Source organism: Cupriavidus sp. JZ107, assembly GCF_053903255.1.
On sequence record NZ_CP096481.1, the window covers coordinates 2,573,533 to 2,599,794 of the forward strand.

Annotated in this window: 25 protein-coding genes; 17 read left to right on the forward strand and 8 right to left on the reverse strand. The window is 69.3% G+C overall.

What is annotated here, in order from left to right; translation table 11 throughout:
* Positions 1 to 41 precede the first annotated feature (41 nt).
* The 6 genes from ggt (at position 42) to M1D55_RS21300 (ending at position 6,716) form a co-directional block, all read left to right on the forward strand.
* Entirely contained in the window at positions 42 to 1,667 is a 1,626-nt protein-coding gene (gene ggt, locus M1D55_RS21275; RefSeq protein ID WP_064572868.1) for a gamma-glutamyltransferase, read from the forward strand.
* Positions 1,668 to 1,822: 155 nt separating this feature from the next.
* Positions 1,823 to 2,692, forward strand: a complete 870-nt coding sequence (locus M1D55_RS21280; RefSeq protein WP_064572866.1) for a PhzF family phenazine biosynthesis protein — start codon at positions 1,823 to 1,825, stop codon at positions 2,690 to 2,692.
* Between the two features lie 97 nt (positions 2,693 to 2,789).
* Positions 2,790 to 3,407: a pyridoxamine 5'-phosphate oxidase family protein gene (locus M1D55_RS21285; RefSeq protein WP_456281764.1), complete on the forward strand. Its 618-nt coding sequence runs from the start codon at positions 2,790 to 2,792 to the stop codon at positions 3,405 to 3,407.
* A 150-nt stretch (positions 3,408 to 3,557) separates the two neighbouring features.
* Positions 3,558 to 5,138 carry an AMP-binding protein gene (locus M1D55_RS21290; protein ID WP_456281765.1) on the forward strand — a complete coding sequence of 527 codons (1,581 nt, stop codon included), beginning with the start codon at positions 3,558 to 3,560 and terminating at the stop codon, positions 5,136 to 5,138.
* The gene (locus M1D55_RS21295; protein ID WP_456281766.1) at positions 5,135 to 6,106 is read left to right on the forward strand and encodes a Bug family tripartite tricarboxylate transporter substrate binding protein; all 972 of its coding nucleotides are present in this window, start codon (positions 5,135 to 5,137) and stop codon (positions 6,104 to 6,106) included. Before M1D55_RS21290 ends, M1D55_RS21295 begins: the two co-directional genes overlap by 4 nt.
* 7 nt (positions 6,107 to 6,113) lie before the next feature.
* A complete protein-coding gene (locus M1D55_RS21300) occupies positions 6,114 to 6,716 on the forward strand; it encodes a 2-hydroxychromene-2-carboxylate isomerase (RefSeq protein WP_006576715.1) in 603 nt (200 codons plus the stop codon).
* Positions 6,717 to 6,741: 25 nt separating this feature from the next.
* Here the strand turns inward: M1D55_RS21300 and M1D55_RS21305 are convergent, their stop codons facing one another.
* From M1D55_RS21305 to M1D55_RS21320, 4 genes are all read right to left on the reverse strand, one after another.
* Positions 6,742 to 7,416, reverse strand: a complete 675-nt coding sequence (locus M1D55_RS21305; RefSeq protein WP_456281767.1) for a TetR/AcrR family transcriptional regulator — start codon at positions 7,414 to 7,416, stop codon at positions 6,742 to 6,744.
* Positions 7,413 to 8,819 (reverse strand): flavin-containing monooxygenase, encoded by a 1,407-nt coding sequence (locus M1D55_RS21310; RefSeq protein ID WP_456281768.1) that lies wholly within the window; start codon positions 8,817 to 8,819, stop codon positions 7,413 to 7,415. Before M1D55_RS21310 ends, M1D55_RS21305 begins: the two co-directional genes overlap by 4 nt.
* Positions 8,816 to 9,787 carry an NAD-dependent epimerase/dehydratase family protein gene (locus M1D55_RS21315; RefSeq protein WP_456281769.1) on the reverse strand — a complete coding sequence of 324 codons (972 nt, stop codon included), beginning with the start codon at positions 9,785 to 9,787 and terminating at the stop codon, positions 8,816 to 8,818. The genes M1D55_RS21310 and M1D55_RS21315 overlap by 4 nt, the downstream gene beginning before the upstream one ends.
* A gap of 206 nt (positions 9,788 to 9,993) precedes the next feature.
* The gene (locus M1D55_RS21320; RefSeq protein ID WP_456281770.1) at positions 9,994 to 11,418 is read right to left on the reverse strand and encodes a CoA transferase; all 1,425 of its coding nucleotides are present in this window, start codon (positions 11,416 to 11,418) and stop codon (positions 9,994 to 9,996) included.
* 222 nt (positions 11,419 to 11,640) lie between these two features.
* Here M1D55_RS21320 and M1D55_RS21325 point away from each other — a divergent pair, with 222 nt between their 5' ends.
* The 6 genes from M1D55_RS21325 (at position 11,641) to M1D55_RS21350 (ending at position 15,901) form a co-directional block, all read left to right on the forward strand.
* Positions 11,641 to 13,398 (forward strand): glutamine--tRNA ligase/YqeY domain fusion protein, encoded by a 1,758-nt coding sequence (locus M1D55_RS21325; RefSeq protein WP_006578671.1) that lies wholly within the window; start codon positions 11,641 to 11,643, stop codon positions 13,396 to 13,398.
* Positions 13,399 to 13,557: 159 nt separating this feature from the next.
* On the forward strand, positions 13,558 to 13,776 hold the full coding sequence (locus M1D55_RS21330) for an RNA-binding S4 domain-containing protein (protein ID WP_006578670.1): 219 nt from the start codon (positions 13,558 to 13,560) through the stop codon (positions 13,774 to 13,776).
* A 62-nt stretch (positions 13,777 to 13,838) separates the two neighbouring features.
* The gene (locus M1D55_RS21335; protein ID WP_006578669.1) at positions 13,839 to 14,222 is read left to right on the forward strand and encodes an MAPEG family protein; all 384 of its coding nucleotides are present in this window, start codon (positions 13,839 to 13,841) and stop codon (positions 14,220 to 14,222) included.
* Between the two features lie 126 nt (positions 14,223 to 14,348).
* Positions 14,349 to 14,669: a hypothetical protein gene (locus M1D55_RS21340; RefSeq protein WP_456281771.1), complete on the forward strand. Its 321-nt coding sequence runs from the start codon at positions 14,349 to 14,351 to the stop codon at positions 14,667 to 14,669.
* A gap of 177 nt (positions 14,670 to 14,846) precedes the next feature.
* On the forward strand, positions 14,847 to 15,395 hold the full coding sequence (locus M1D55_RS21345) for a YaeQ family protein (protein ID WP_006578667.1): 549 nt from the start codon (positions 14,847 to 14,849) through the stop codon (positions 15,393 to 15,395).
* A gap of 158 nt (positions 15,396 to 15,553) precedes the next feature.
* Positions 15,554 to 15,901, forward strand: coding sequence for an FKBP-type peptidyl-prolyl cis-trans isomerase (locus tag M1D55_RS21350; protein ID WP_006578666.1), 348 nt, complete (start codon positions 15,554 to 15,556; stop codon positions 15,899 to 15,901).
* Between the two features lie 139 nt (positions 15,902 to 16,040).
* On the opposite strand, the gene M1D55_RS21355 is transcribed toward M1D55_RS21350, so the two are convergent.
* Positions 16,041 to 16,361 (reverse strand): hypothetical protein, encoded by a 321-nt coding sequence (locus M1D55_RS21355; RefSeq protein WP_064572851.1) that lies wholly within the window; start codon positions 16,359 to 16,361, stop codon positions 16,041 to 16,043.
* A 162-nt stretch (positions 16,362 to 16,523) separates the two neighbouring features.
* Between M1D55_RS21355 and M1D55_RS21360 the strand changes: the two genes are divergently transcribed.
* On the forward strand, positions 16,524 to 17,273 hold the full coding sequence (locus M1D55_RS21360; RefSeq protein WP_064572848.1) for a gamma-glutamylcyclotransferase: 750 nt from the start codon (positions 16,524 to 16,526) through the stop codon (positions 17,271 to 17,273).
* A gap of 13 nt (positions 17,274 to 17,286) precedes the next feature.
* Entirely contained in the window at positions 17,287 to 18,093 is an 807-nt protein-coding gene (locus M1D55_RS21365; protein WP_197498272.1) for an ankyrin repeat domain-containing protein, read from the forward strand.
* A gap of 30 nt (positions 18,094 to 18,123) precedes the next feature.
* Here M1D55_RS21365 and M1D55_RS21370 read toward each other — a convergent pair whose 3' ends face one another.
* A complete protein-coding gene (locus M1D55_RS21370; protein ID WP_456281772.1) occupies positions 18,124 to 19,824 on the reverse strand; it encodes a long-chain fatty acid--CoA ligase in 1,701 nt (566 codons plus the stop codon).
* 309 nt (positions 19,825 to 20,133) lie between these two features.
* On the opposite strand from M1D55_RS21370, the gene trxA reads away from it, so the two are divergent.
* Positions 20,134 to 20,979, forward strand: coding sequence for a thioredoxin (gene trxA / locus M1D55_RS21375; protein WP_456281773.1), 846 nt, complete (start codon positions 20,134 to 20,136; stop codon positions 20,977 to 20,979).
* Between the two features lie 216 nt (positions 20,980 to 21,195).
* On the opposite strand, the gene M1D55_RS21380 is transcribed toward trxA, so the two are convergent.
* Positions 21,196 to 21,708 (reverse strand): hemerythrin domain-containing protein, encoded by a 513-nt coding sequence (locus M1D55_RS21380; protein ID WP_456281774.1) that lies wholly within the window; start codon positions 21,706 to 21,708, stop codon positions 21,196 to 21,198.
* A gap of 128 nt (positions 21,709 to 21,836) precedes the next feature.
* Between M1D55_RS21380 and M1D55_RS21385 the strand changes: the two genes are divergently transcribed.
* Complete coding sequence (locus M1D55_RS21385) at positions 21,837 to 22,415, forward strand: AAA family ATPase (RefSeq protein WP_064572842.1); 579 nt, start codon at positions 21,837 to 21,839, stop codon at positions 22,413 to 22,415.
* Positions 22,416 to 22,509: 94 nt separating this feature from the next.
* On the opposite strand, the gene M1D55_RS21390 is transcribed toward M1D55_RS21385, so the two are convergent.
* Positions 22,510 to 23,352: a tRNA threonylcarbamoyladenosine dehydratase gene (locus tag M1D55_RS21390; RefSeq protein WP_064573718.1), complete on the reverse strand. Its 843-nt coding sequence runs from the start codon at positions 23,350 to 23,352 to the stop codon at positions 22,510 to 22,512.
* Between the two features lie 272 nt (positions 23,353 to 23,624).
* On the opposite strand from M1D55_RS21390, the gene M1D55_RS21395 reads away from it, so the two are divergent.
* A complete protein-coding gene (locus tag M1D55_RS21395) occupies positions 23,625 to 25,952 on the forward strand; it encodes an AsmA family protein (RefSeq protein ID WP_456281775.1) in 2,328 nt (775 codons plus the stop codon).
* The last annotated feature ends 310 nt before the right edge of the window (positions 25,953 to 26,262 follow it).

Here is a 26,262-nt window from a genome sequence, read left to right on the forward strand (position 1 = left end):
ACCATAGCCGCCATCACGGCGGCAACGCCAAGAGACAAGCCATGCAGACCTTCGACTGGACCAATCCCTACCCCTCCGTGCGCATTCCGCTGTTCGCGCGCAACGTGGTATCGACCTCGCATCCGCTGGCCGCGCAGGCCGGCCTGCGCATGCTGCTCAAGGGCGGCAACGCGATCGACGCGGCGATTGCCGCCGCCGCCGCGATCACCATCGTCGAGCCGGTCTCGTGCGGCCTGGGCAGCGATGCCTTCGCGATCCTGTGGGACGGCAAGCAGCTGCACGGCCTGAACTCGTCGGGCGTGGCGCCGGCCGCCTGGAACCCCGACTACTTCCGCAACAAGTACGGCGAGGAAGGCAACGGGCTGGCCAAGCGGCCGATCCGCGGCTGGGACAGCGTCACCGTGCCGGGCGTGGTGGCCGGCTGGGCCGCGCTGCACGAGCGCTTCGGCAAGCTGCCGTTCGCCGACCTGATGGAACCCGCGATCGAGATCGCCGAGCGCGGCTACGCGGTGCCGCCGATCGTCGCGCACAAGTGGGCCGCCGCGGTGCCGGACCTGAAGGACCAGCCGGGCTACGCCGACACCTTCATGCCGAACGGCCGCGCGCCGCATACCGGCGAGAAGTTCGTGATGAAGGCCGCCGCGGAAACGCTGCGCCGCATCGGCGCCAGCGGCGGCCGCGACTACTACGAGGGCCAGATCGCCGAGCGCATCGCCGCCTTCAGCAAGGAGTGCGGCGGCGCGATGACAATGGCCGACCTGCGCGACTACCGCCCGGACTGGGTCGAACCGATCCGCAAGTCCTATCGCGGCTACGAGATCCACGAGATCCCGCCCAACGGCCAGGGCATCGCCGCGCTGATGGCGCTCGGCATCCTGGACAATTTCGACGTGGGCAACCTGCCGGTCGATTCGATCGACTCGCAGCATCTGCAGATCGAAGCAATGAAGCTGGCGTTCGCCGACCTGTACCGCTACGTGTCGGACCCGCGCAGCATGGAAGTCACGCCCGAGCAGATGCTCGACGACGGCTACCTGAAGTCGCGCGCCAAGCTGATCGACATGAAGCGCGCCACGCATTTCGACTTCGGCATGCCCAAGGTCGGCGGCACGATCTACCTGACCGCGGCCGACGAGAGCGGCATGATGATCTCGTTCATCCAGTCGAACTACATGGGCTTCGGCTCCGGCGTGGTGGTGCCCGGCACCGGCATCAGCCTGCAGAACCGCGGCGTCGGCTTCTCGATGGATCCGAAGTCGCCCAACGTCGTGGCCGGCGGCAAGCGCCCGTTCCACACGATCATCCCCGCCTTCATGACGCGCGACGGCCAGCCGGTGATGAGCTTCGGCGTGATGGGCGGCGACATGCAGCCGCAGGGCCATCTGCAGACCGTGGTGCGCATGCTCGACTACAAGCAGCAGCCGCAGGCCGCCTGCTGCGCGCCGCGCTGGAAGGTCAACCGCGACTTCACGCTGGACGTCGAAGCGACGATGAACCCGGCCACCGTTGCGGGCCTGAAGGACCGCGGCCACCAGCTCAAGTCGGTGGCGGACCCGTATATGGACTTCGGCTCCGGCCAGTTCATCTGGCGCCTGTCGGAAGATGCCGAACACGGCTATGTCGCCGCCAGCGACAGCCGTCGCGACGGACAGGCGGTGGGGTTCTGACCTTCCCCGAACAGCCGTCCCCCTGGACACTCATTGCGCCGGCACCATGCCGGCGTTTTTTTTGCACTGGCCCGATCGATGAGTCGTCAACTGTACATGGCCGCGCGCGCCCATCGCCCTACACTGGCAGCTTGTCATTTATCGATGCCACCGCCATGCCCACCTACGCCTTCCGCCTGCTCAATGTCTTTGCCGAATCGACCTTCGGCGGCAATCCCCTGTGTGTGTTCGAGGACGGCCGCGGGCTGGACGATGCCACCATGCAGGCGCTGGCGCTGCAGTTCAACCTGTCCGAGACGACCTTCATCCTGCCGTCGGAGCGGGCCGACGCGATGGTGCGGATCTTCACGCCGGGCTATGAGATGCGCTTCGCCGGCCATCCGACGCTGGGCACCGCCCACGCGGTACGGGCGCTGCGCAACACCGGCGATGCGCTGACGCTCGAGTTCAAGGCGGGCGTCGTGCCGGTGCGCGCGCAAGGCGATGTGTGGACCTTCACCGCGCCGCATCGCGGCCAGCCGAAGACCGCGCCGGCGCCACTGCCCGATGCGGAAGTCGCCGCGCTGCTCGGACTGCGGGCCGACGATCTGGCCGGCTCGCCGATCTGGGTCGATACCGGCGCCGATCAGCTGCTGGTGCCGCTCAGCAGCCCCGACGCCGTGCGCCGCGCGGTGCCCGACGGCAGCCGCCTGGACGCCTGGCCCGCCAGCAGCCTCGGCCGCAAGACCGCCTATCTGTTCGCCTTCGATCCGCAGCAGCCGGGCCGCGTGGTCGCGCGCTACTTCTTCACCAAGCAGGGCGGCGGCGTGGCCGAGGACCCGGGCACCGGCTCGGCCTGCGCGAATCTCGGCGGCTGGCTGCTCGCCACCGGCCATGCCTTGCCGGCGCGCTACGAGATTGCCCAGGGCGATCTGGTCGAGCGGCCCTGCCGGCTGCGGCTGGAAGTCGATACCGAAGATGGCGAGGGCGCGATCCGCGTCGGCGGCCGCGTGATCGAAATCGGCCGGGGCACCGTCACGCTGTAGACTTGCCGATGCCGCGCACCGCCCGAACGCTCCACCCGTCGGGAATACCAACCCGCGGCCGCCCCGCTCCTCCACCTCGCTCGACCGCCCATCCGCCATGACCGATCACACCATCGCCACGCTGGCAGACCTGGAAACGCACTACGGCAAACCCGCGCCGGCCTCGCTGGCCAAGGAAGTCGACTACCTGCATCCGCACTATCGCGCCTTCGTCGAGGCCTCGCCGTTCTGCCTGCTGTCGACGGTGGCCGACGGCATGGCCGAATGCTCGCCGCGCGGCGATGCGCCCGGCTTCGTCAAGGTGCTGGACGAGCGCACGCTGCTGCTGCCGGACCGCCGCGGCAACAACCGCATCGACAGCCTGCGCAATATCCTCGCCGACCCGCGCGTCGGCCTGCTGTTCCTCGTGCCGGGCGTCGACGAGACGTTGCGCGTGGCCGGCACGGCGACGATCTCGACCGATCCGGAGCGGATCGCGCAGTGCACGGTCGACGGCAAAGCCCCCTCCACGGTGCTGCTGATCGCGATCCGCTCGGCGTTCTTCCAGTGCGCCCGCGCGCTGGTGCGTTCGCGGCTGTGGTCGCCCGAAGCGCAGATTCCGCGCAGCGCGTTGCCGAGCACCGGCACCATCCTGGCGACGCTGAGCCGCGATGCCATCGACGGCCGCGCCTACGACGCCGAACTGCCGCAGCGGATCCGCCAGACGCTGTACTGACAGAGCGCTGCGGGCCGGGCGGCCACGCCCGGTCCATAACCCCGTGTTAAGCCGGTGCGATAAAACGGCATATGACATGGGGATGTCCCCTCCGTACACTGGGCCTTGCCCGTGCGCTCTTTCCTCCGAGCAGCATGTGGCGGGAGGCCCATGGACGATATCGTCGACCTGCTCGAAACCCGGGCGCGCGAGCAACCGGATCGGCTGCTGCTGGCCTGGGAGCCATTCGAGGGCGCCGGGCGCGAGTGGAGCCGTGGGGCCTTCCTCGATGACGTCCGCCGCGTCGCCAGCGGACTCGCCCAGCGCGGCGTGCGGCCCGGCGATCGCGTGCTGCTGCATGCCAACAACTGTCCCGAGTTCCTGCTGACCTGGTTCGGCTGCGCCTGGATTGGCGCGGTCTGCGTGGTGCTCAATCCCAAGTCGGCTACCGACGAGCTGGCCTTCTTCGCCGACCACACCGGCGCGGTCGGCATCGTCACGCAGCGCGGATTGCCCGGTACGCCCCCTTCCACCGGTGCCGGGGCACACCGCCTGCGCTGGCAGATCGTCATCGACGCCGGCGATGCCGACGACACGGCAGGCTTCGCGTCGTTGCACGATGCCCCGGTCGAACGCGTGCGACTGGACCCGCTTGCCCCCGGCAGCATGATGTTCACGTCCGGCACCTCGTCGCGCCCGAAGGCCGTGGTCTGGTCGCGCGCGAACGCGCTGTGGGCGGCGCAATCGTGTGCGGCCGGCATCGGGCTGCTGCCCTCCGATATCGTGCTGGTCCCGCTGCCGCTCTATCACGTCGTGGGGCTGGCCTGGAGCGTGCTGCCCGCCCTGCACGCAGGCGCCACCATCGTGCTGCTGCCACGCTTTTCCGCAAGCCGCTTCTGGCCGGTGGCGCTGGCGCGGCGCTGCACCTTTGCGCCGCACGTGCAATTCACCAGTGCGGCGCTGTTCCGCCAGCCCGTGCCGCCGGCCCACGCCTTCCGGCTGTGGTGCAACTCGGTCTGGCTGCCCGAGTACGAGCGGCATTTCGGCGTGCCGATCCTGGGCTGGTGGGGCATGACCGAACTGCTCGCGCCGGGCATCCTGGGACAGGCCGACCGGGCGGTCGCACCGGGTGCCATCGGGTGGGTCGCGCCCGGCTACGCAGCCCGGATGGCAGGCAGCGGCGGCGCGTCGCTCGCGCCGGGCGAGGTCGGCGAGGTCGAGATCCTCGGCGAGCGCGGACGGACGCTCTTTGCCGGTTACTTCAACGACGAGGAAGCCAACGCCGCCGCCTTCACGGCCGACGGCTGGTTCCGCACCGGCGATCGCATGAAGGTCCACGCCGACGGCTCGATCCAGTTCCTGGAGCGTGCGCGCGACGTGATCAAGTGCGGCGGCGAAGGCGTGTCGCCGGCGGAAGTCGAACGCGTGGTCCGCGCGGTGCCGGGCGTCGCCGATGTCTCGGTGGTGGGCCGTGCGGATGGCGCCATGGGCGAGGTCGCGGTCGCCTTCGTGGTGCCGACCGATGCCAGCGCTTCGACCGAAGCGTTGTCCCGCGAGATCGACGCGGCTTGCCGCGCGCTGCTTGCGGGCTTCAAGGTGCCGCGCGAGATCCGCTTTCTCGCCAGCCTGCCGCTGGTCGGCATCAACAAGGTCGCCAAGGGCGAGCTGCGCCGCCTTGCCGCGGACAACGCCACCAAGGCCCGGGACGACGACCGTGACCGCAATGTGCCAGCCGAAGGAAGCCCGGCATGAAAGCCCTCGTCACGCTCCTGTCCTCGATGATGCTGGCCTGCGGCGGCGCGGCGCTGGCCGATGAGTTTCCGTCGCGTACCGTCACGCTGGTGGTGCCAGCGGCGCCTGGCGGTCCCAGCGACGCGCTGGCGCGCACGCTGGCCGAGAAGCTCAAGACCACGCTGGGCCACAGCGTCGTCACCGAGAACCGCGGCGGCGCCAACGGCACCATCGGCGTCAACTCGGTGGTGCGCAGCAAGGCCGACGGCCATACGGTGCTGTTCTCGGTCGACGGGCCGCTGACCACCATTCCGGCGCTGATGCCGGACACGCCGTACGATGCATCGCGCGACCTGATGCCGGTGGCCATCGTCGGCGATGGCGGCGACGTGGTGCTGGCGGTGCCGGCCGATTCGCCGGCCAAGACGGCGCAGGAACTGGCGACGCTGCTGCGCCAGCGGCCGGACAAGGCCAACTATGTATCGTCCGGCGCCGGCTTTCCCAGCCATGTCGTCGGCGAGCTCTACAAGCGCGAGGCGAAGGTCTCGGCCCAGCATGTGCCGATGAAGGGCGCGGGCGCGGCGATGGTGGAGCTGCTGTCCGGCCGGTACAGCTTTTCGTTCCCGCCGGCGAGCCTGGCGCTCGTGCAGCAGAAGGCCGGCAAGATCCGCGTGCTGGCCGTGGCGGGCGAACGGCGCAACGCGCTGTTCCCGGACGTGCCCACGCTGGCCGAGGCGGGGTACCCCAATATCGCCGCGCCCGGCTACTGGATCGCCACCTATGTCCCGGCCGCCACGCCGCGCGCGACGGTGGACCGGCTCGCTGCCGCCATCCGCGGCGCCACGCACGCGCCGGACTTCGCACCGCTGCTGCAGACGCAGGGCATGGTGGCCTCCGACCTGTCGCCCGAGCAGATCCGCGCGCGCGTGCAGCGCGAATCCGCGTACTGGCGGCGGACCATCGAGCAACTGAACATCAGGATGGAATGAGGCGGCGATGGCCAGCCCCATCGACTTCTATTTCGACTTCATCTCGCCCTACGGCTACTTCGGCTCGACGCAGATCGATGCGCTCGCGGCCCGCCATGGCCGAACCGTGGTGTGGCGCCCCTTCCTGCTTGGCGTCACGGTGGTCAAGATCATGGGTCTGAAGCCGCTGATGGAGACGCCGCTGAAGTCGGATTACCTGCGGCTCGACAAGCCCCGGATGGCGCGGATATTCGGCGTGCCGTTCGTCCAGCGCGATATGCGGGGCGTCAATTCGGTCAAGGCATCGCGCGCCTTTCTGGCGCTGGACGAACGCGATCCGGCGCAGGCGAAACGCTTCGCGCAGCGCATCTTCGCCAGGCTGTGGGCGCGCGGGGAAGACATCACGGATCTCGATGCGGTGCTGGAGGAGGCCGCAGCAGTCGGCGCCGATACCGGCTGGCTGGCGGCCGAGATCGCCTCCCCCGAAGGCAAGCGGCGGCTCGAGGCGGCGGTGGACCATGCCGTCTCGCAAGGCGTCTTCGGCGCGCCCTTCTTTATCGTTGACGGCGAGCCGGTGTGGGGCGTCGATCGGCTGTGGCTGGTCGAACGGCTGCTGAACGAGGCGGCCTGAGAACCGATGCTCGAAGCGCGGAATCTCAGGTGAGGCCCGAGCCCGCCGCGCTGCGCGCCTTGCCTTTGGTGGGGGCCGCGGCGCAGGCCCGCCCCGGCCGCGCGCGGATGCCCTCGACCAGCGTACGCACCATCGCCTCGGCCAGGCGCTCGCGCGCGTGCTCGTCGGCATCGGCCTCCGGGCGATACCAGATCAGCGACCACTGGATGCCGCCCAGCAAGGTCTTCACCGCGATCGACAGGTCGGCATCGGCGGCCAGCGAGCCATCGCGCCTCGCCGCCGCGGCCTGGTCCTTGAACAGCTTCTCGAAGCGGTCGCGGCTCTCGATCAGTTCGTCCAGCGTCTGCCGCTGCGAAGGCGTGGTCGCACCGAAGCGATGCATCTGCACGCCCTGCGCCACCACGCTCTCGAAGGTATGGTGTCGCAGCACGGCCACCGCATGCGCGCGCAGCATCGCCGCCAGCACGGTGACGCCATCGCCCTCGAGCTTGCGCGCGGGCTCGACGGCCTCGAACAACAAGCGCATCCCTTCGCGATGCACCTCGAAGAACAGGTCGATCTTCGACGCGTAGTGATGGTAGATGCGGCCCTTGGTCGCGCCGAGCCGCCGCGCGACGTCGTCGATGCTGGTGGCATGGAAGCCTTGTTCCATGAAGCATTCCGCGGCCTGGACCAGGATTTCCTGTTTGCTTGGGGTCATGTCGCCCCTCCCCGGGCGATATCGCGAAACAGTTGCTTCGCATACCGGCGGAAGTCTACCTCCAGCGTGTAGCGTGCCGAGCCGACGAAGCGGCGCGACACGTAGTCCCGATGCGCGCCGATCTCCGCCATCATGCCGTCCCGGCCCGGCAGCCGGATCTCGTTGGCCAGTACCGCGGCCAGCCACTTGGCCTGGATCTCGACCAGCGGGATCGTCGGGCCGATCGGCTGCACCAACCCGAGCATGAACAGACCGTGCCGATCCGGCGGCATCATGCGGCGATAGAGCTCGGCCTTGCCGTCCGCGACCTCGAACACCTGGCGATCGAGAAACGGAAAGCTGGCCCGGTAGCCGGTCGCGTGGATGATCGCATCGACCGCTTCTCGGCTGCCGTCGTCGAAATCGACGTACTCGCCATCGAGCCGGCGGATGTTTGGCTTGACGCGGATCCAGCCATGACCGCAATACGGGATCAGCTCCTGGCTCAGCGTCGCATGCTCGCGCCAGATCGCGTGGCGCGGCCGCGGAATGCCGACACGCGCCTGGTCGCCGGTGGCCAGATACGCGAGCCAGCGCACCAGCGTACGGGTGACGCGCGTCGGCAGATGCAGGCGCCGCGCGAAGAAGGCAGACCAGCGGTCGGTGGGATGGCCCATGATGTATTTGGGCATGATCCAGGCGCTGCGCCGCGTCGAGATCCAGGTCCGCTTCGCCGACTTGCAGACGTCGACCGCGATATCGACCGCGGAATTGCCGATGCCGACGATCAGCACGTTGCGGTCGCGGAACGGCTCGGCGGTGCGGTAGTGGTGGGAGTGAATCTGCTCGCCGGAAAAGTGGCCATCGAAGCTTGGCCAGCGCGGATCCCACAGATGGCCGTTGGCGACGATCACCGCGCGATAGCGCCGGCTGCTGCCGTCGCCCAGCGTGACGCGCCAGCTGCCATCGCCGGCCGGCTCGACGCGCTCGACCCGTGTGTTGAAGCGGATATGCGGCGGGATGCCGAAGCGCTCGGCATAGGCTTCCAGATACTCGATGACCTCGTAGTGCGACAGGAAGTCGGGATAGCGGTCCGGAATCGGAAAATCGGAGTAGCCGAGGTTGGTGCGGCTGGTGTCGATATGCAGGCTGCGATAGGCCGACGACATGCCGTTGTCGTTTTCGTAGCGCCACATGCCGCCGATCTTCGAGCCCAGCTCGAAGCAGTCGAAGGCGATGCCCTTCTCCTTCAGCGCCTTGGCGGCGGTCACGCCGGACGAGCCTGCACCGACGATGCAGACCGGCAACGCGGCGACCTCGGCCGGCAGCCGGTCGTCGAAGCGCATCGCGGCCTCGGCCTGCCGCTCGCCTTCGTCAACGGACATCGGGCCGTTGCGGCGGAATCCCATTGCGGGGTTCTTCATGCCGCCGCCTTCTCGTCCAGATAGGCGGCGAGGATCGCGTCGACATCCGGATCCGCATGCAGACCGAGCGCGCTGGCCCGGTCCGACGTGAAGGCACGCGGCCAGCTGTCGACCACGCGCTGGAGCGCGGGGTCGGGTTCGTAGCGGACCCGCGCCGCGGCTTCGTCGCCCGCCGCGCGACGCAGCGCGGCCGCCATCTCCGCGACGGTAGTCGACAACGAAGGCAGGTTCAGCGCGCGGTCGTGCGGCAAGCGGTCCGCCGGCAGATCGTGCATGGCGATCAGCGCCCGCGCGACGGCCTGTGCGGACGCGACCGGCATCCGCGTGTCCGGATGCAGGCCGCAGACGACATCGCGGCCCGCCAGCGGCTCGCGCACGATCGCGGCGATGCGGTCCGACACCGCCGGCGATGGCGCGCCGTCGCGGATCAGCACGATCGGCAGCCGCAACGCCCGTGCGTCGACGCGGCCGCGGCGGCTGTAGTCGGCCAGCAGCAGCTCGGCAATGGCCTTGTGCGTGCCGTAGGTCGTGTCGGGCTCGGCGCGCAGGCCATCGCCGACGGTCGCGGGCAGCTTGCCGCCGAACACGGCGATCGAGCTCGCCTGCACCAGCCGGGGCGGCTTGCCGAAGCCGGCGATCAGCGCGCGCAGCGCCTCGACATGGAGGCGATAGGCGCGCGGCTCGTCGGCCTCGGTCTCCAGCGTCAGGCTCGCGGCCAGATGGAACACGCTGTCCGGCGCAAGGCTTGCCAGTCGCTCGGCAAAGCCGGCCTCGGCCAGGTCGCCGCACAGCACAGTGCGCCGGCACTCCGCGTCACCCACCAGCGGCACCTCGGCGCGGTCGGCCAGCACCAGTTCCTCGATGCGGCGCGGCCTGCCATCCGCGTCGGCCAAGCTACCGTGCGTCATCAACGCGCGTTGCAGCGCGGTGCCGATGAAACCGGCCGCGCCCGTGATCAGAACCCGCATGCCGCTGTCTCCTGTTTTGTGTCGGCAAGTGTCGCCCCTGCCGTTTGCCAAAACATACTACTCAGTAGGTTCGTTGCGGTCAAAATTTTTTGGCGACGGCATCACCCTGTCGTGTACGCGGGGCCCAGCGGCTTTGGCCCGAAGCCGGAGGACCAAAGACGCTGCGCCCCCGCGTTCGCGGGGGCGACGGGCTCTGTCGGATCGCGTTATTTCGACGTAGCGCGCGGCAGCCACTCGGCCGCGTCGCTGCCCAGCGGCACCGACGGCTGTTCCCAGCGCGCCGGCGTCTCCGACAGCTGCGCCGCGTGGCGCACCGTGGTCAACATGCCGAAGCCCGAGGGCACCGCCTCGAGCAAGTCGCTGATGTCGTCGATGCGCTGGTCCGGCGCCTTCAGACCCTCTTCGATCCGCCCCAGACTGCGCAGCCACTGGGCGGTCTGCGCCAGCGACACGCGCACGTGCCAGCTGCCGCCCTCGGTAGCGCGCCGGTGCAGGGCGGCCATCGCGCCGAGCGCCAGCAGATAGCCGGCGGCGTGATCCAGCACCTGGGCCGGCAGGGGGCGCGGCGTGTCGCTGCCGGCCGCTCGGGCCTCGGCGTCGTTGAAGCCGGTCGCGGTCTGCACCAGCGAATCGAAGCCGCGCTTGCCGGCCCACGGTCCGACATGGCCATAGGCGGACAGCGAGACATAGACGATGCCCGGCCGGGCGCGCGCCGCCGCCTCGGGGCCGAAGCCCAGCGCCGCGAGCCCGCCCGGCCGATAGCCCTGCAGGAAGACATCGGCGCCGTGCAGCAGCTTGTGCAGTGTGTGCTTGTCGTCGGCGTCGCGCAGATCGAGCTGGCAGGACCGCTTGCCGCGGCCGGTGTCGATCACCAGCGGCGGGATCGACGGCAGATGCGGCGCGGTGACCAGCAGCGCGTCGGCGCCATGAGCGGCCAGCGTGCGCCCGGCAACCGGGCCGGCGATGATGCGGGTGAACTCGAGCACGCGCACACCGGACAGCGGGCGGGCGTCCTGCGCCGGCAGGTCCGGCAACGGCATCGGCGGCGCGTCGCCGATCCGCTCGATGACGATCGGCGGCAGCTCGCGCAGCGCGGCGGCCTGCGGATGGCGATCCCATTCGTCGAAGCTGCGCATCGCCGCGACCACCATGCCCGCATCCGAAGCCGCGGTCTCGAACGCCTCGGCGTCCCATTTGCCCAGCGCGGCCTGCACCTCGTCCTTCTGATTGGCGCAGCCGAGCAGGCGCAGCACGCCGTCGCGGTGATGCAGGAAGTTGGTGTGCAGCCGGACCCAGCGGCCATCGCCGCAACGATAGGCGCCCGCGATCTTGTCCCACAGCTCCGGCGCGGGGCCGCCATCGACGCGCAGATAACGTTCGCTGCGGAATTCCGCGATGGCGTGGCGCATGTCGACCGCGACCTGCTGCCAGCGGCCGGTGCGCTGTTGCCACAGCGCCGCGGCCGCCAGCGCCGACGCCGCCAAGCTCGCCTGCGCGGCGGTGCCGACCGCGAACGACGACGGCAGCACCGGTTCGGCTCCGCTCAGCGTGGCCTGCGCGAGGGCGGTGTCGGGCAGGCCGGTGGTGCGCCACAGCGCGGCTAGGACGGCGGCGGGTTCGGGCGATGGCATGGCGCTCCTCGTCAACGAAGGGGGATGGGACTCCATGCTAGCCCGCCTCCAGCGATTGCGCGCGCGTCCGATGCGCCGGCACGGTAAAATCCCCGGTTCCCGCCAACATGCCGGGCCCTCGGGGCCGCGGCGCGCTGGCCGGCGCCATCCGCGCCGATCCTTACCCCGAATCCGAATTCGCCCTGAAGCCGGCCGCGACCCGCGGCCCAACCTGGCCAAACCATGAGCCACGACCCGAAAGCCCAAGACAGCACGCCCGCCGCCTCGAACTTCCTGCGCAGCATCATCGACCAGGATCTGGCCGCCGGCACCTATGCCGGCCGCAACGACGCCCAGGGCCGGCCGTTGCCCACCGTGATCACGCGCTTCCCGCCGGAGCCCAACGGTTATCTGCATATCGGCCACGCCAAGAGCATCTGCCTGAATTTCGGGCTGGCGCGCGACTACGGCGGCCGCTGCCACCTGCGCTTCGACGACACCAATCCGGTCAAGGAAGACACCGAGTACGTCGATTCGATCATCGACGCGGTGCACTGGCTCGGCTTCAGCTGGGACAGCGCCGACGCGCAGGGCGGCCGGCAGGCCCACCTGTACTACGCCAGCGACTACTTCGACCAGCTGTACGCCTTTGCCGAGAAGCTGATCGAACGCGGCGTCGCGTATGTCGACAGCCAGAGCGCCGAGCAGATCGCCGCCAGCCGCGGCAACTTCGCCGAGCCGGGCACGCCGTCGCCCTACCGCGAGCGCAGCGTCGAGGAGAACCTGCAGCTGTTCCGCGACATGCGCGCCGGCAAGTACGCCGACGGCGAACACGTGCTGCGCGCGAAGATCGACATGGCCGCGCCCAACATCGTGATGCGCGATCCGGTGCTCTACCGGATCCGCCATGCGCACCACCATCGCACCGGCGACAAGTGGTGCATCTATCCGATGTACGACTTCACGCATTGCATCTCCGATGCGCTGGAGAACATCACCCACTCGCTGTGCACGCTGGAGTTCGAGAACAACCGTCCGCTGTACGACTGGGTGCTGGCCCAGCTGCGCGAATGCGGCGTGTTCCGCGAGCCGCTGCCGCATCAGTACGAGTTCGCCCGGCTGAACCTGACCTACGCGATCACCAGCAAGCGCAAGCTGCTGCAGCTGGTCAACGAGGGCCGCGTCGATGGCTGGGACGATCCGCGCATGCCGACCATCGTCGGCATCCGCCGCCGCGGCTATACGCCCGAATCGATCCAGCTGTTCTGCGATCGCGTCGGCGTGGCGAAGTCCGACAGCTGGATCGACATGAGCACGCTGGAAGGCGCGGTGCGCGACGACCTCGATGCGCGCGCGGCGCGCGGCGTGGCGGTGCTCGATCCGCTGAAGCTGATCCTGGACAACTATCCGGAAGGCCAGAGCGAGGAGTGCTCGGCGCCGGTCCATCCGAAGCAGCCCGAGCTCGGCAAGCGCGTATTCCCGCTGTCGCGCGAGCTGTGGATCGAGCGCGAGGACTTCAACGAGAACCCGCCAAAAGGCTATTTCCGGCTGTTCCCGGGCAACAAGGTGCGGCTTCGCTATGGCTACGTGATCGAATGCACCGGCGTCGACAAGGACGCCGACGGCAATGTGGTCGCCGTCCATGCGAACTATCTGCCGGACACCAAGAGCGGCACGCCGGGCGCGGACAGCGTCAAGGTCAAGGGCAACATCCACTGGGTCAGCGCCGAGCATGCGCTGCAGGCCGAGGTGCGGCTGTACGACCGGCTGTTCAACGACCCGCATCCGGACGCCGGCGGCAAGAACTTCCTCGATGCATTGAACGCCGACTCCAAGCGCGTGGTCACAGCGTATCTGGAGCCCGGCCTGCGCGAGGCCAAGGCCGAGGACCGCTTCCAGTTCGAGCGGCACGGGTACTTCGTCGCGGACCGGGTCGACAGCCAGCCCGGCCGTCCGGTCTTCAACCGCATCGTCGGACTGAAGGACAGCTGGGGCAAGTAGGCGCCCTGTCCTCGATTGCCGACAAAGCCGGTCGTCCCCGCGAACGCGGGGACCCAGTGGCTTTCAAGGACGCTGGATTCCCGCTTTCGCGGGAACGACATGATGGTTATTGACGCTTTGTCAGCAACCGATGCCACACACCCAAACCCGATCTTCACCATGCAGACCCTGACCTTTCCGCTGGACCGCGAGCACATCGCGCTGAACGATCTGCTCAAGCTGGCTGGCGTGGTCGACAGCGGCGGCGCCGGCAAGGCGCTGGTCGCGGCCGGCGAGGTCGCGGTCGACGGCGTGGCCGAATCGCGCAAGACCGCGAAGATCCGCGCCGGCCAGGTGGTGACGCTGCCGGGCGTGACGATCCGGGTGGTGGCGGCGTGATTTCCGACTGATCGCTGCCCGACCGCCGACAAACCGCGGACGCCAAAACCAAGGACAACGCCATGCCGATCGCTTTCTGGTGCGTGCTGATCGCCGGCATCCTGCCCATCGTCACGGTGGGCATCGCCAAATGGGGCGCGCCCGGCTTCGACAACCATGATCCGCGCGCCTGGCTGGAGCGGCAGAGCGGCCGCGCCCGCCGCGCCGACCTGGCCCACCGCAATCACTTCGAGGCCTTCCCGCTGTTCGCCGCCGCGGTGCTGTGCGCCAGCCATCTGCAGGCGCCGCAGGCGCGCATCGACGAGCTGGCGGTCGCCTTCATCGTGATCCGCGTGCTCTACACCGTCTGCTATCTCGCCGATCGCGCCACGCTGCGCTCGCTGTGCTGGACGCTGGGCTTCCTGTGCGTGCTCGGCATTTTCCTGCTGCCGGTGCTGGTGCCCTGACAGAGTGTCGGCTTCTTTCACAGGTCGACCAGGCGACACCTGAAATGCCGAAATCTTCTGTAGAATCAGCGCTTTGCAAAATTTAGCCCCGGCATGTTTCGCCCGGGTGCGACGGGACGGGGAATCATGTTCGGGATTGGACTGGGGGATGTGGTGGCGGCTTCGCTCGCTGCCGCAGGGGCGTGCTTGATCTGCAGCATTCCGCGCGATTTCGTGGGCCATCTGCGCAACTTCCCCGGCTGGGTGATGCGTACCTACGGCCGCCGCGCCCTGGTGATCCCGGTGCTGGTGATACTGGTGATCGGCCGCCTGGTCGAACTCGGCGTCAACGGGCAGATCGACAGCCCGGCCGGCCAGGCGATGGTCATCGCCGCCGCCTTCCTCGCGCTGGTGATCGCCTCCGCGCTGCTGCGCTTCTACCTCAGCGACTACCGCAAGTCCCGCTGACATCCGCGCCGTGCCTCCCGCGCGGCGTTGTGTTTTCCACAGTCCGCTGCCGCTTGCCTGCGGCCATGTCCCGCACCGTCATGCGCGCGGTGATCGGGTAACATGCGCGCTTTGCCGGCCGGCCATGCCGGGCATCCTGCCCGCGCCATCGGCCGGCCCGCCGCCCCCCTCTTCCCCATGGCCCTGAAGTCCACCATCTGCAAAGCCGAGCTGTCGATCTCCGATATGGACCGGCACTACTACGGCACCCATGCGCTGACCGTCGCGCAACACCCGTCCGAGAACGATGCCCGCATGATGGTGCGGCTGCTGGCGTTCGCCTGCGAGGCCAGCGAGACGCTGAGCCTGACGCGCGGGCTTGACGAGCCCGACGAGCCGGACCTGTGGGAGCGCAGCCTGACCGGCGAGATCGAACACTGGATCGACCTGGGCCAGCCCGACGAGACGCGGCTCAAGCGCGCGGCCTCGCGTGCCGCGCGCGTGACCGTGTTCGCCTACCAGCCCGCCAGCGCCCGCGAATGGTGGAAGGGCATCGCCGGCAAGGCCGGCAAGCTGCGCAATCTGACGGTCCACGCGGTGCCCGGCGAGGCGGTCGACGCGCTGGCCGGCATGGCGCGCCGGGCGATGCGGCTGACCGTGACGATCCAGGACGGCGAGATCTGGTTCAGCGACGACGAGCGCAGCGTGCAGCTGCGCCTGGACACCTGGCAGCGGGCCGACGGCTGACGTCAGGCCGCTTGCGGGTACACTGCCGTCTCGGCAGCACCGCGGCAGCACTGCGGCAGGACCGTGAGCGCCGGCCACGGCCGCGGGGTCCATGCTCCGAATCACCACGCGGGTCGCGATCGCCGATCGCGATGCGCAGTCACACAAAGGAAAGACCGATGATCACCACTCCTTCCGGCCTGCAATACGAAGACACCGTGACCGGCCAGGGCGCCGAAGCGACCGCGGGCAAGCACGTCACCGTGCATTACACCGGCTGGCTGTACGAGAACGGCCAGGCCGGCCGCAAATTCGATTCGAGCAAGGATCGCAACGATCCCTTCGTGTTCCCGCTGGGCGCCGGCCACGTGATCCGCGGCTGGGACGAAGGCGTGCAAGGCATGAAGGTCGGCGGCACCCGCCGGCTGGTGATTCCCGCCGACCTGGGCTATGGCGCACGCGGCGCCGGCGGCGTGATTCCGCCGAACGCCACGCTGCTGTTCGAGGTGGAGCTGCTGGCCGTCTGAGGCGGTTCAGCACGCCAGGTTTGTCGTCCCCGCGAACGCGGGGACCCAGTGACTCTTGAAGACGCTGGATTCCCGCCTTCGCGGGAATGACATGATGGTCGATCGGGCGTTGTCTGCGGGTACGAGCCAGCCAACACGCTCAGAAGCCGATCGACGCGTTGCCGACGTCGACGCGCACCCGATCGCGGCCCAGGATATGTGCGGCATGCCGCGCGTACTCCCGGGCCCAGTCCGGATCGCCGGCAAAGCGCTGCTCGCCCGAGAAGCGCGCCACGCTGAGGATCTTGTCAATGACCAGCACCTTGCCCACCGGGCTGGACGCCTGGCAGTCGAGCTCCGCATACTCCCGGTCGAACCAGCGCCAGCCCGCATCGTCGCTGATGCCCGCGAGTTCGGTATCGCCGATGGTGAACTCGAATTCCTTGCCGGTGCCGAAGGCCACCGTAAGCGTTCGCGCCATATCCATCCCTCCTGGTAGTTGGCAGCCATTGTAAGGACGGCGCAACATCGGCCGCCACCCCGCCGGCAGTGGGTAGGGCTTCCCCGTTGCCCCACGCCGACATCTCACTGCCATGTGGTGTACCAAGCCTCCCGCTGCCCGGCTTTGCATTATGCTTGCACCATGGCCATCACCCGACAAGATCTTGAAGCGGACCGGCTGCGGACCACGCTGGGCGGTACCCCGGTGGCTTCCTCGCTGCTGTCGGACGACGCGCTCGAGCGCTCGTTGCGGTCCACGCTGGATCGCCGGCCCGACCAGCCGGACATGCATGGCGACGTCTGGCTGTTCGGCTACGGCTCCCTGATCTGGAATCCGATGGTGGTGCACACCGAGCGCCGGCTCGCGACCGTGCACGGCTATCACCGCGGTTTCTACCTCTATTCGCGCATCAATCGCGGCACCTGGGACAACCCGGGCCTGGTGCTGGGCCTGGACCGCGGCGGCAGCTGCCACGGCATGGTGTTCCGCATCCCGAGCCACGTCGTCGAGCAGGAATTCCGCGTGCTGTGGCGCCGCGAGATGATGACCGGCGCCTACCATCCGCGCTGGCTGCGCGTGAAGCTCGATGGCGAGGCACCCCCGCAGCGGGCGCTCGCCTTCGTGATGAACCGCGCCCACGAAGCCTATGCCGGCCGCCTGCCCGACGAGCGCGTGGTGGCCTGCCTGCGGCGCGCCACCGGCCTGTATGGCCCCGCGCGCGACTATCTGCACCAGACGCTGCTGGGCCTGGCCACGCACGGCGTCGACGACCCCTATCTGGGCCGGCTGTGGCGGCAGATCCAGGCCGCCGACGCGGAACCGGCCGACGAATCGGACGGTGAATCGGCCGGCGAGCCCGCCGCCGACAGCAAAGCGGCCAACGCCGCCTGAACCGGAGAGCGCCATGCCCGCCCCCGCCCGAGCCCGCCGCCTGATGGTCGCCGAAGCGCTGGGGTTGTCGGGGCTGCTGCTCGGTGGGGCCTTGCTGTCAGGGCCGGCCGGCGTGTCGATGGCGGCCCGGCCCGGCTCGTCCTCGCCGGCTCCCGCTTCGCCGTCGTCCCCGCAACGTGCCGCCACGCAGCCGGGCAGCGCCGGCAGGCCACACGACGGGCTGAGCGCGCTGAACCGCAATCTGCTGACTGCCGCCTCGCTCGGCGACGCGGCGCTGGTGCGCAAACTGCTGGGTGCCGGCGCGTCGCCGCATGCCGCCGACGAGCGCGGACGCACGGCGCTGCTGCTCGCGGTCTATCAGCGGCATGGCGAGGCGGCCCGCGCGCTGATCCACGCGGGCGCCGATGTCAATCACAAGGACGAGCAGGCCAACAGCGCCTTCCTGCTGGCCGCCGCCAGCGGCCAGCTCGAGCTGGTGCGGCTGGCGCTGGCGCACGGCGCCGATCCGCGCAGCACCGACCGCTATCGCGGCACCGCGCTGACCGCGGCGTCGCAGCACGGCAACCCCGAGGTGGTCCAGCTGCTGCTGCAGGCCGGCGTGCCGGTCGATCATGTCAATGCGCTGGGATGGACGGCGCTGCTCGAGGCGATCGTGCTAGGCGACGGCAGCGCGCGCTACGAGCACGTGGTGCAGCTGCTGCTCGACGCCGGCGCCGATGCGAACCTGGCCGATCGCGACGGCGTCACGCCGACGCGCCATGCGCGCGAGCGCGGCTACAAGACGATGGTCAAGATGCTGATGCGGGTGCGCGGGCACTGAGCGGCCGCGCACCCCTTGCACCGCGCGGCATCAACCGAGGCGCGCGTTCTCGGCTTCCTGCAACTGGCGCCACATCACCTTGCCGGTCCCGGACTTCGGCAGTGCGTCGACGAACTCGACCACGCGCGGATACTTGTAGGCGGCCATATTGTCCTTGGCCCAGCCGATGATGTCGTCGGCAGTGGTCTTGCCCTTGGCGTGCGCCTTCAGCACGACCACGGCCTTGACCGTTTCGCCGCGATAGGCGTCACGCGTGCCGATGATGCAGGCCTCCTGCACGTCCGGATGCTTGTACAGCAGGTTCTCGACCTCGGCCGGCCAGACCTTGAAGCCGGACGCGTTGATCATCCGCTTGAGCCGGTCCGTGATGAAGAAATAGCCCTCCTCGTCCATCCGGCCCAGGTCGCCGGTGCGGAAGAAGGTCTTGCCTTCGAACTCGATGAAGGCCTCGCGCGTCGCGTCCGGCTTGCCCCAGTAGCCCTTGAACACCTGCGGGCCGCAGACGATGATCTCGCCGACCTCGCCCGGCGGCAGCTCCTTCAGCGTGGCCGGGTCGACCACGCGCGCGTCGGTGTTGAAGGTCGGCACGCCCAGGCACTGCAGCTTGGGCCGGTCCGACGGATTGCTGTGGGTCGGCGCCATCGTCTCGGACAGCCCGTAGCCTTCGAGATAGTTCAGGCCGAACTGCTCGCGCAGCCGCTCGGCGATCGCCTGCGGCATCGCCGCCCCGCCCCCGCCGATATAGCGCAGGCTCGACAGGTCGAACTCGGCCAGATTCGGACTGGCCAGGAAATCGATCACCATCGTCGGGATATTGGTCCAGTGCGTGACCTGGTAGCGCGAGATCAGCCGGCCCGCGACCTCGCGGTCCCAGCGCGGCAGCATCACCACGGTCGCGCCGCTGTAGATCGGGCCGTTCATGCCGTACTGCATGCCGGTCACGTGGAACAGCGGCAGCACCGACAGGATCACCGACTCGGCGCCCGAGCCCGACCAGGTCGAACCGCCGACCACGTTGTGCATCACCGATCGATGGGTATGGATGCAGCCCTTCGGGAAACCGGTGGTGCCCGAGGTATAGGGCATTACTGCCATGTCGTCGGGACCTGCGGTATGCGGGCTGGGCTGGTGGCCGGAGGCCAGCGCGTCGCGCCAGGGCACGGCGCCGGCCGGCAGCGGGTGCTCGGCGGTCAGCCAGGCGGGCGGCGCGTCCTCGGGGTGTTCGTGGCGCTCGGGCAGCGCGTCGGCGTATTGGGTCACCAGCAGATGCTGCAGCTGCTGCTCCTGCGGCAGCTCCGCATTGGCGGCCGCGGCGCCGCCGGCCAGATCGGCCGAGCAGATCGCCACGCGGGCCTGCGCGTCGGTGATGTAGTGCTTGAATTCCTCGGCGCGGTTCATCGGATTGACGGGCACCACCACCGCGTCGGCACGCAGGATCGCGTAGTAGCCGACGATGAACTGCGGGCAGTTCTGCATGTACAGCAGCACCCGGTCGCCCTTGGCCGCGCCGGCCTCGCGCTGCAGCCAGCCGGCCAGCGCGGTCGCCTGCGCCTCGAGCTCGCGGAAGGTAATGGCCTTGCCGAAGTAGCGGATCGCGGCCTTGTCGGCATAGCGGCGCGCCGACACTTCCAGATTGACCCACAGCGAGGTCTCGGGCAGCACGATGGCGGTGGGCGCCCGCTTGGGCCAGAACTGGAAATGCGGGCGCGCGGCGGGCTTCTGGGTCTGCATGCGTTGTCTCCTGAGCGGTCTTCGCGACCTGTTCTCGAGCGTCGTTGCTGGGCGTCGTAGTCTGGCGATGAGCCGACGCCGCCGCGGCCGGCAAGCAGCCCCGGCGGCGAATCGTCAAGCAATATAACCGAACGACCGTTCTATTTCCAAGGGGTAGATTCCCGCAAACAGGGTTGACATGAGCGGCGCCGTCCCCACATCGATCACAGGGAACCGGCCGTACGGCGCGTTGCCGAACCTGGCGGCATGCGTCCGGGCCGGGCGCGGATCTCACGCGATATCAGGAATTCACGAACAGCGAGGCAAGGAATGAGCGACGTCACCCTGCAGAACTTCGACCACGACGTGATTGCGCTGTCGCGCAGCGTCCCCGTGCTGGTGGACTTCTGGGCGCCATGGTGCGGACCGTGCCGCACGCTGGGCCCGCTGCTGGAAAAACTCGAGCGCGAGGCCGGCGGCAAGTGGAAGCTGGCCAAGATCAACGTCGACGAGAATCAGGAGCTGGCCGCCCACTTCGGCGTGCGCAGCATTCCCCATGTGGTGGCCTTTGTCGACGGCAAGCCGGTCGATCAGTTCATCGGCGTGTTGCCCGAATCGGGCCTGCGCGAGTTCATCGCGCGAGTCACGCCGAACCCGGGCCAGATCGCGCTGCGCGAGGCACGACAGGCGGCCGCCGGCGGCAAGCGCGACATCGCGCGCGAGGCCTTCCAGGCCGCGCTGGCGTTCGATCCCGGCTTCGACGAGGCCCGCATCGACTACATCGCGTTCCTGCTCGACGGCAATGCGCTGGAGGAAGCCGAGGCCCAGTTCGGCATGCTGACGCCGCGCGCGCCGCAGCACGATGCCTACGCCGCGCTGCAGACGCGGCTCGAGGCGATGAAGGGCCTGGGCGACCTGCCCGACGAGGCCACGCTGACCGGCCGCATCCAGGCCAATGCCGCGGACCTGCAGGCCCGGCTCGATCTGGCGCGGCTGCTGATCGCCCGCCGTCAATACGAACCGGCGCTGGAGCAGTTGCTGGCGATCGTGCGCACCGACCGCGGCTTCGAGGACGATGTCGGCCGCAAGACGATGCTGTCGGTGTTCGAGATGATGGGCGACGCGCCGGAGGCGGTGTCGCGCTGGCGCCGGCAGTTGAGTGCGGCGTTGAACTGAGGTCGTCGGGCTGACGGGGGCGGCTGCCCTCTCCCCCGGCCCTTCTCCCGCAAGCGGGAGAGGGGAGAAAACCGACCGCGATGTCCGGCGAGCAGGAAAGCAGAAAACCGATCGCTATGTCTGTCCGAGCTTGCCGAGTGCGTCCTCCCTCTCCCCCTCAGGGGGGAAAGGGTTGGGGAGAGGGGTGGTCTTGAAGCGCAGGCGATCGCCCCACCCTCACCCCGCCGGCCCCTCCACCAACGTAAAGCCGTTCTGCCGCATATAGGCCACCATCGCGGCGTCCTGCTTGCGCACATGCAGCGCGAACCAGCCGGGCAGTTCCGCCACCAGGCGGCGCCCGGTTTCGAAGTCCCCCTCCTGCTCGACCTTGGCCCGGACCTTGTCGACGATCTCCAGCATCTGCCGATGCTCGCCGGCATGGCACTGGCGCGGCCCGAAGTTCATCGCCTCCATCCACGCCTCTTCCATGCCGAAGTGATAGCGCGTGTGGTCGATCCATTCGTCCAGCGCCGCCAGAAAGCCATCGTCGCCGGCGCGCGCGGCGGCCTCCAGCAGCACCACGAACTCCGCATGGGTATGGTCGGTGACCGGCTCGCCCAGATGCAGGTCGGCCGGCAGCGCGCTGCTGTCGAGCTCGGGCGGTGCGGCAGGGGAAGCCGTGAGGGCCGGCGCCGCGTGATCGGAGGCGTGATCGGAAGCGGAATCGGAAGCGGGAGCGGAAACGGTCATGTAGGCGATCGGTTATGCTGCGCGGAATGCCCGAAGGCACAGGGATACGCGCAAGGATACCGAATCCCGCGCGAATCCCGCGCGAATCCCGCGCCGGGCACGCCGTCCTTCCCCCTTCGTTGCCCTCGATGCCACGACTGATTTTCTTCTGCGGACATGCCGGTACCGGCAAGACCACGCTGGCCCATCGGCTGATCGGCCCGCTGATGGAGGCCACCGGCGAGCCGTTCTGCCTGCTCGACAAGGACACGCTGTACGGCCGCTACAGCGCCGCCGCGATGGGGGCGCTGACCGGCGATCCCAACGACCGCGACAGTCCGCTCTATCTGCAGCATCTGCGCGATCCGGAATACCAGGGCCTGCTCGATACCGCGCGCGAGAACCTGGCGCTGGGCATCAGCGCGATCGTGATCGGCCCGCTGTCGCGCGAGATCCGCGAGCATCGGCTCAGCGACCCGAACTGGCTGGCGGTGCCGGCCGGCACCACGGTGCGCATCGTCTGGGTCCATCTTCCGGAGGACGAGGCGCACGCGCGCATCGTGCGGCGCGGCAATCCCAACGACGCCTACAAGCTCGCGCACTGGGAAGACTATCGGCAGCGGCGCTTCATGCCGGCGGCGGCCGACTATCCCGAACTGATCTTCTTCGACAACCTCGCGCCCGGCGAGGCGGAGGTCGCGCGGCTGCTGGACGCGCTGCGCGCCTGAACACTCGTGTCGTTCCCTGCAGGCGGGGACCCAGTGGCTTGAGCTCAAGTCGCTGGGCCCCCGCGTTCGCGGGGGCGACAGAGAACCGCCAGCGTCAGCGGGCCTGCGCGATCGCGCTCAGCGCCACCGACGCCGCGACGAAGCCGAACACCGCGGTGACCGCCACCGACGAGCCGAAGCCCGCGCAGGCCAGCCCCTGCGGCCCCTGCCGCGGCGGATGGGCGGCGTCGGCGAACGGCGCCTCGTCGATCTCGCATGCCTGCTGCTCGGGCTCGGGATAGCGCAACGGTTCGTCGGAATAGACCGCCGGCAGGCCGAACGGCTTCTTCGGGTCGCGCGGCAGACCCCACTGCTTGCGCAGCCCGGCACGGACCTTGGCCAGCAACGGATCCTGGATCGTGCGGGACAGGTCGGCGACGCGCACGCGGGTCGGGTCGAGCTGGCCGCCCGCGCCGCCGCAGGTGACGATCGGCAGCCGCTGGCGCCGGGCCCAGCCCAGCATCGCGATCTTGACCTTGACCGCGTCGATCGCATCGATCACGTAGTCGTGGCCGGCCAGCAGCGCCTCGACATTGTCGGGCGTCACGAAATCATCGACCGGACGGACCCGCACGCGCGGGTTGATCTGCACCAGCCGCTGCGCCATCGCCTCGACCTTGGCGCGCCCGTACTCGTCGCCCAATGCGTGGATCTGCCGGTTGGTATTGGACGGGGCGATATGGTCCAGATCGATCAGCGTGATGCGGCCCACCGCGTTGCGGGCCAGCGCCTCGGCGGCCCAGCTGCCGACCCCGCCGATGCCGACCACGCAGAGGCTGGCCGCCTCGAGCCGGGCCAGCCCCTCGGCGCCGTAGAGCCGCGCCACGCCGCCGAAGCGGCGGTGATAGTCGTCGTCCTCGGCGCTGTCGTGCGGCAGCGCCGCAGGCAGTTCCGCCAGCGCCAGCGCGCCAGCGGCGTCGTCATTGTGGTCGGGTCGGGAGTGCGCGTTGCGGTTGTCGGCCATCGAGGACTTCACCATCGGCTGGGACCCGCCGGCCGGCAGGGACAAGGCGCGGCGGCGGGCGAAAAATGCGGAAAACGCGGGCATCATTGTCAGTCGCATGCCGACAGGAGGGCCCGGCGCGCAACTATACAATAGCCGCAACGTGGTACGTCCGCCGCGCCAGCGCACCAGTCCGGTCCGCGCGTGCGCCGGCCAGGAGCCCTTCAATGTCGATGCGCCGCCAGGCCGTGCTGTGGAGTGTGTTGACGCCCTTGGTATTGATTGCGGCGGTGGTGGCCTTCGTGCTGCTGTTCGACTGGAACCGCCTCAAGCCGTGGCTCAACGAGAAGGTCAGCGATGCGATCGGCCGGCCGTTCGCCGTCAATGGCGACCTGATCCTGACCTGGCGCCGGCCCGAAGGCGAGAGCGGCTGGCGGCGCCTGGTGCCATGGCCGCGGCTGTCCGCGCGCGACATCACGATCGGCAATCCCGACTGGACCCAGCAGCCCAACCTCGCCACCGCGCGCGAGCTGGTGTTCCTGCTGCGGCCGCTGCCGCTGCTGGCGCGCGAGATCTCGCTGCCGACCATCACGATCGACGGCCCCTCGGTCGCGCTCGAACGGCTGGCCGACAAGCGCAACAACTGGACCTTCCCCACCCGCGAAGACAAGGAGCCATCGCAATGGCATCTGGAAATCGGCGAGGTGGTGCTGACGCGCGGCCATCTGGCGCTGAACGACGCCGCCAGCAAGATCGAACTGCGCGCGACGCTGGAGACCATCGGCGATGCCCCGCTGTATGACAAGGATCGCGACGGCCCGCTTGCACCTTCATCCGCACCTTCATCGGCACCTGCGTCGGCACCTTCATCCGCACCCTCGTCCGTCCCGGCCGCTTCGGCGCCACCCGCGGGCGGCGCCAGCGGGCCGGCCGCGGCTTCGGCCGCTGCGGCCTCCGCCGCCAGGGCCAACAGCAAGGGCGAACCGGTCTACGGCATCCGCTGGCGCGCGGTCGGCCATTACAACAAGGCCACGATCAACGCCAACGGCAGGGCCGGCGCGGTGCTGAACCTGCGCGACGCCAGCCGGCCCTACCCGCTGCAGGCCGATGTGCGCGTCGGCAGCACCCGCGCGCAGATCGAGGGCACGCTGACCGAGCCGGCCCGGCTCGCCGCGCTGGACCTGATGCTGCAGCTGTCCGGCGAGAGCATGGCGGACCTGTACCCGCTGACCGGCGTGGTGCTGCCCGAGACCCCGCCGTATCGCACCAACGGCCGCCTGACCGCGACGCTGCGCAAGGGCGCGTCGGTCTACCGCTATCAGGACTTCAGCGGCCGGGTCGGCGGCAGCGACCTCGGCGGCACGCTGACCTATACGCAGCGCGATCCGCGCCCGCTGCTCGCCGGCGAGCTGGTGTCGAAGCAGCTGCGCTTCGAGGACCTGGCGCCGCTGATTGGCGCCAACGCCAAGCCGGGCCAGGCCGCGCCGCGCAGCCCGGTACGCCAGCCGGCCGACAAGGCGCTGCCGGTGGCGCCGTTCCGCACCGAACGCTGGGACGATATCGACGCCGACGTACGCTTCACGGGCCAGCGCATCATCCGCGACGTCGATCTGCCGATCAACAATCTGCAGACCCATATCGTGCTGCAGGACGGCGTGCTGAACCTGAAGCCGCTGAACTTCGGCGTGGCCGGCGGCACGCTGACTTCGAACCTGCAGCTGAACGGCAAGCGCACGCCGATGGGCGCTACCATCGACATGACGGCACGCCGGCTGAAGATCAAGCAGCTGTTCCCCAATCTCGAATCGATGCGGGCCAGCGTCGGCGAAATCAATGGCGCGGCCAAGCTGTCGGCCACCGGCAATTCGGTCGCCGCGCTGCTCGGCTCGTCGAATGGCGAGGCGCGGCTGCTGGTCGAGAACGGCACCATCAGCAAGTTCATCCTCGAGGCGATGGGGCTGAACGTCGGCAGCGTGATCATCGCCAAGCTGTTCGGCGACAAGCCGGTACAGATCCATTGCGGCGTGGCGGACTTCACGTTCACCAACGGCATGGGCCGCGCCCGCACCTTCGTCATCGACACGCAGGACGCCACCATCAATGCGACCGGCGTGGTCGACCTGGCCAGCGAGCGGCTGGGCCTGACGATCAACCCGGACTCCAAGGGGATGCGTGTGTTCTCGCTGCGCTCGCCACTGTACGTGGGCGGCACGCTGAAGGACCCGCGCGTCAGCCCCGACATCGGCGTGCTGGCGCTGCGCGCCGGCGGCGCGGTCGCGCTGGCGCTGCTGGCGCCGGTCGCGACGGTGCTGCCGCTGATCGACCTGTCGCCGGCCGAGGACAGCCAGTGCGGCAAGCTGCTGGCCGAACTGCGCAAGCGCCCGACCGCGCCGCCGCCGGGCAAGGCCTACCGCGATCGCCGCGCGCCGGCGTCGGCGCCCGGCGCCCAGCCGCCGGCAGGAGCCAACGAGGCCGATCCGCGTCGCCAAAACCCAACCGCACCGGCCGCACCGTCGCCTGGACCCAACAGATCGCCGATGTATCAAGGCGGCTGACGGGCTGCCCGCTTCACTTCGCAGCGCTGGTGCATCGGCCACCGATGCTCCAGCGCAACACTCCCGGACGCACGCCCCCTTTCTGTGCACCAAAACCTAAAAGACCGTTGCACGCTGTCAACAAGCGTCCGATAATTAAATGGCCATTTACATGGAGACGCCAGGCGGTAGCGGCGGCTCGATGCACAACACCACGCTGTAAAACGGATGGCAATTTGCAGGTGGCGCCCCAGGGCGCGGTCTGTTGCGGGGCGCGGCGCATGCCGCCCCCCGTTCGTCTTTTTTCGGGTTGTTCCCGTCTTCCGGTCTT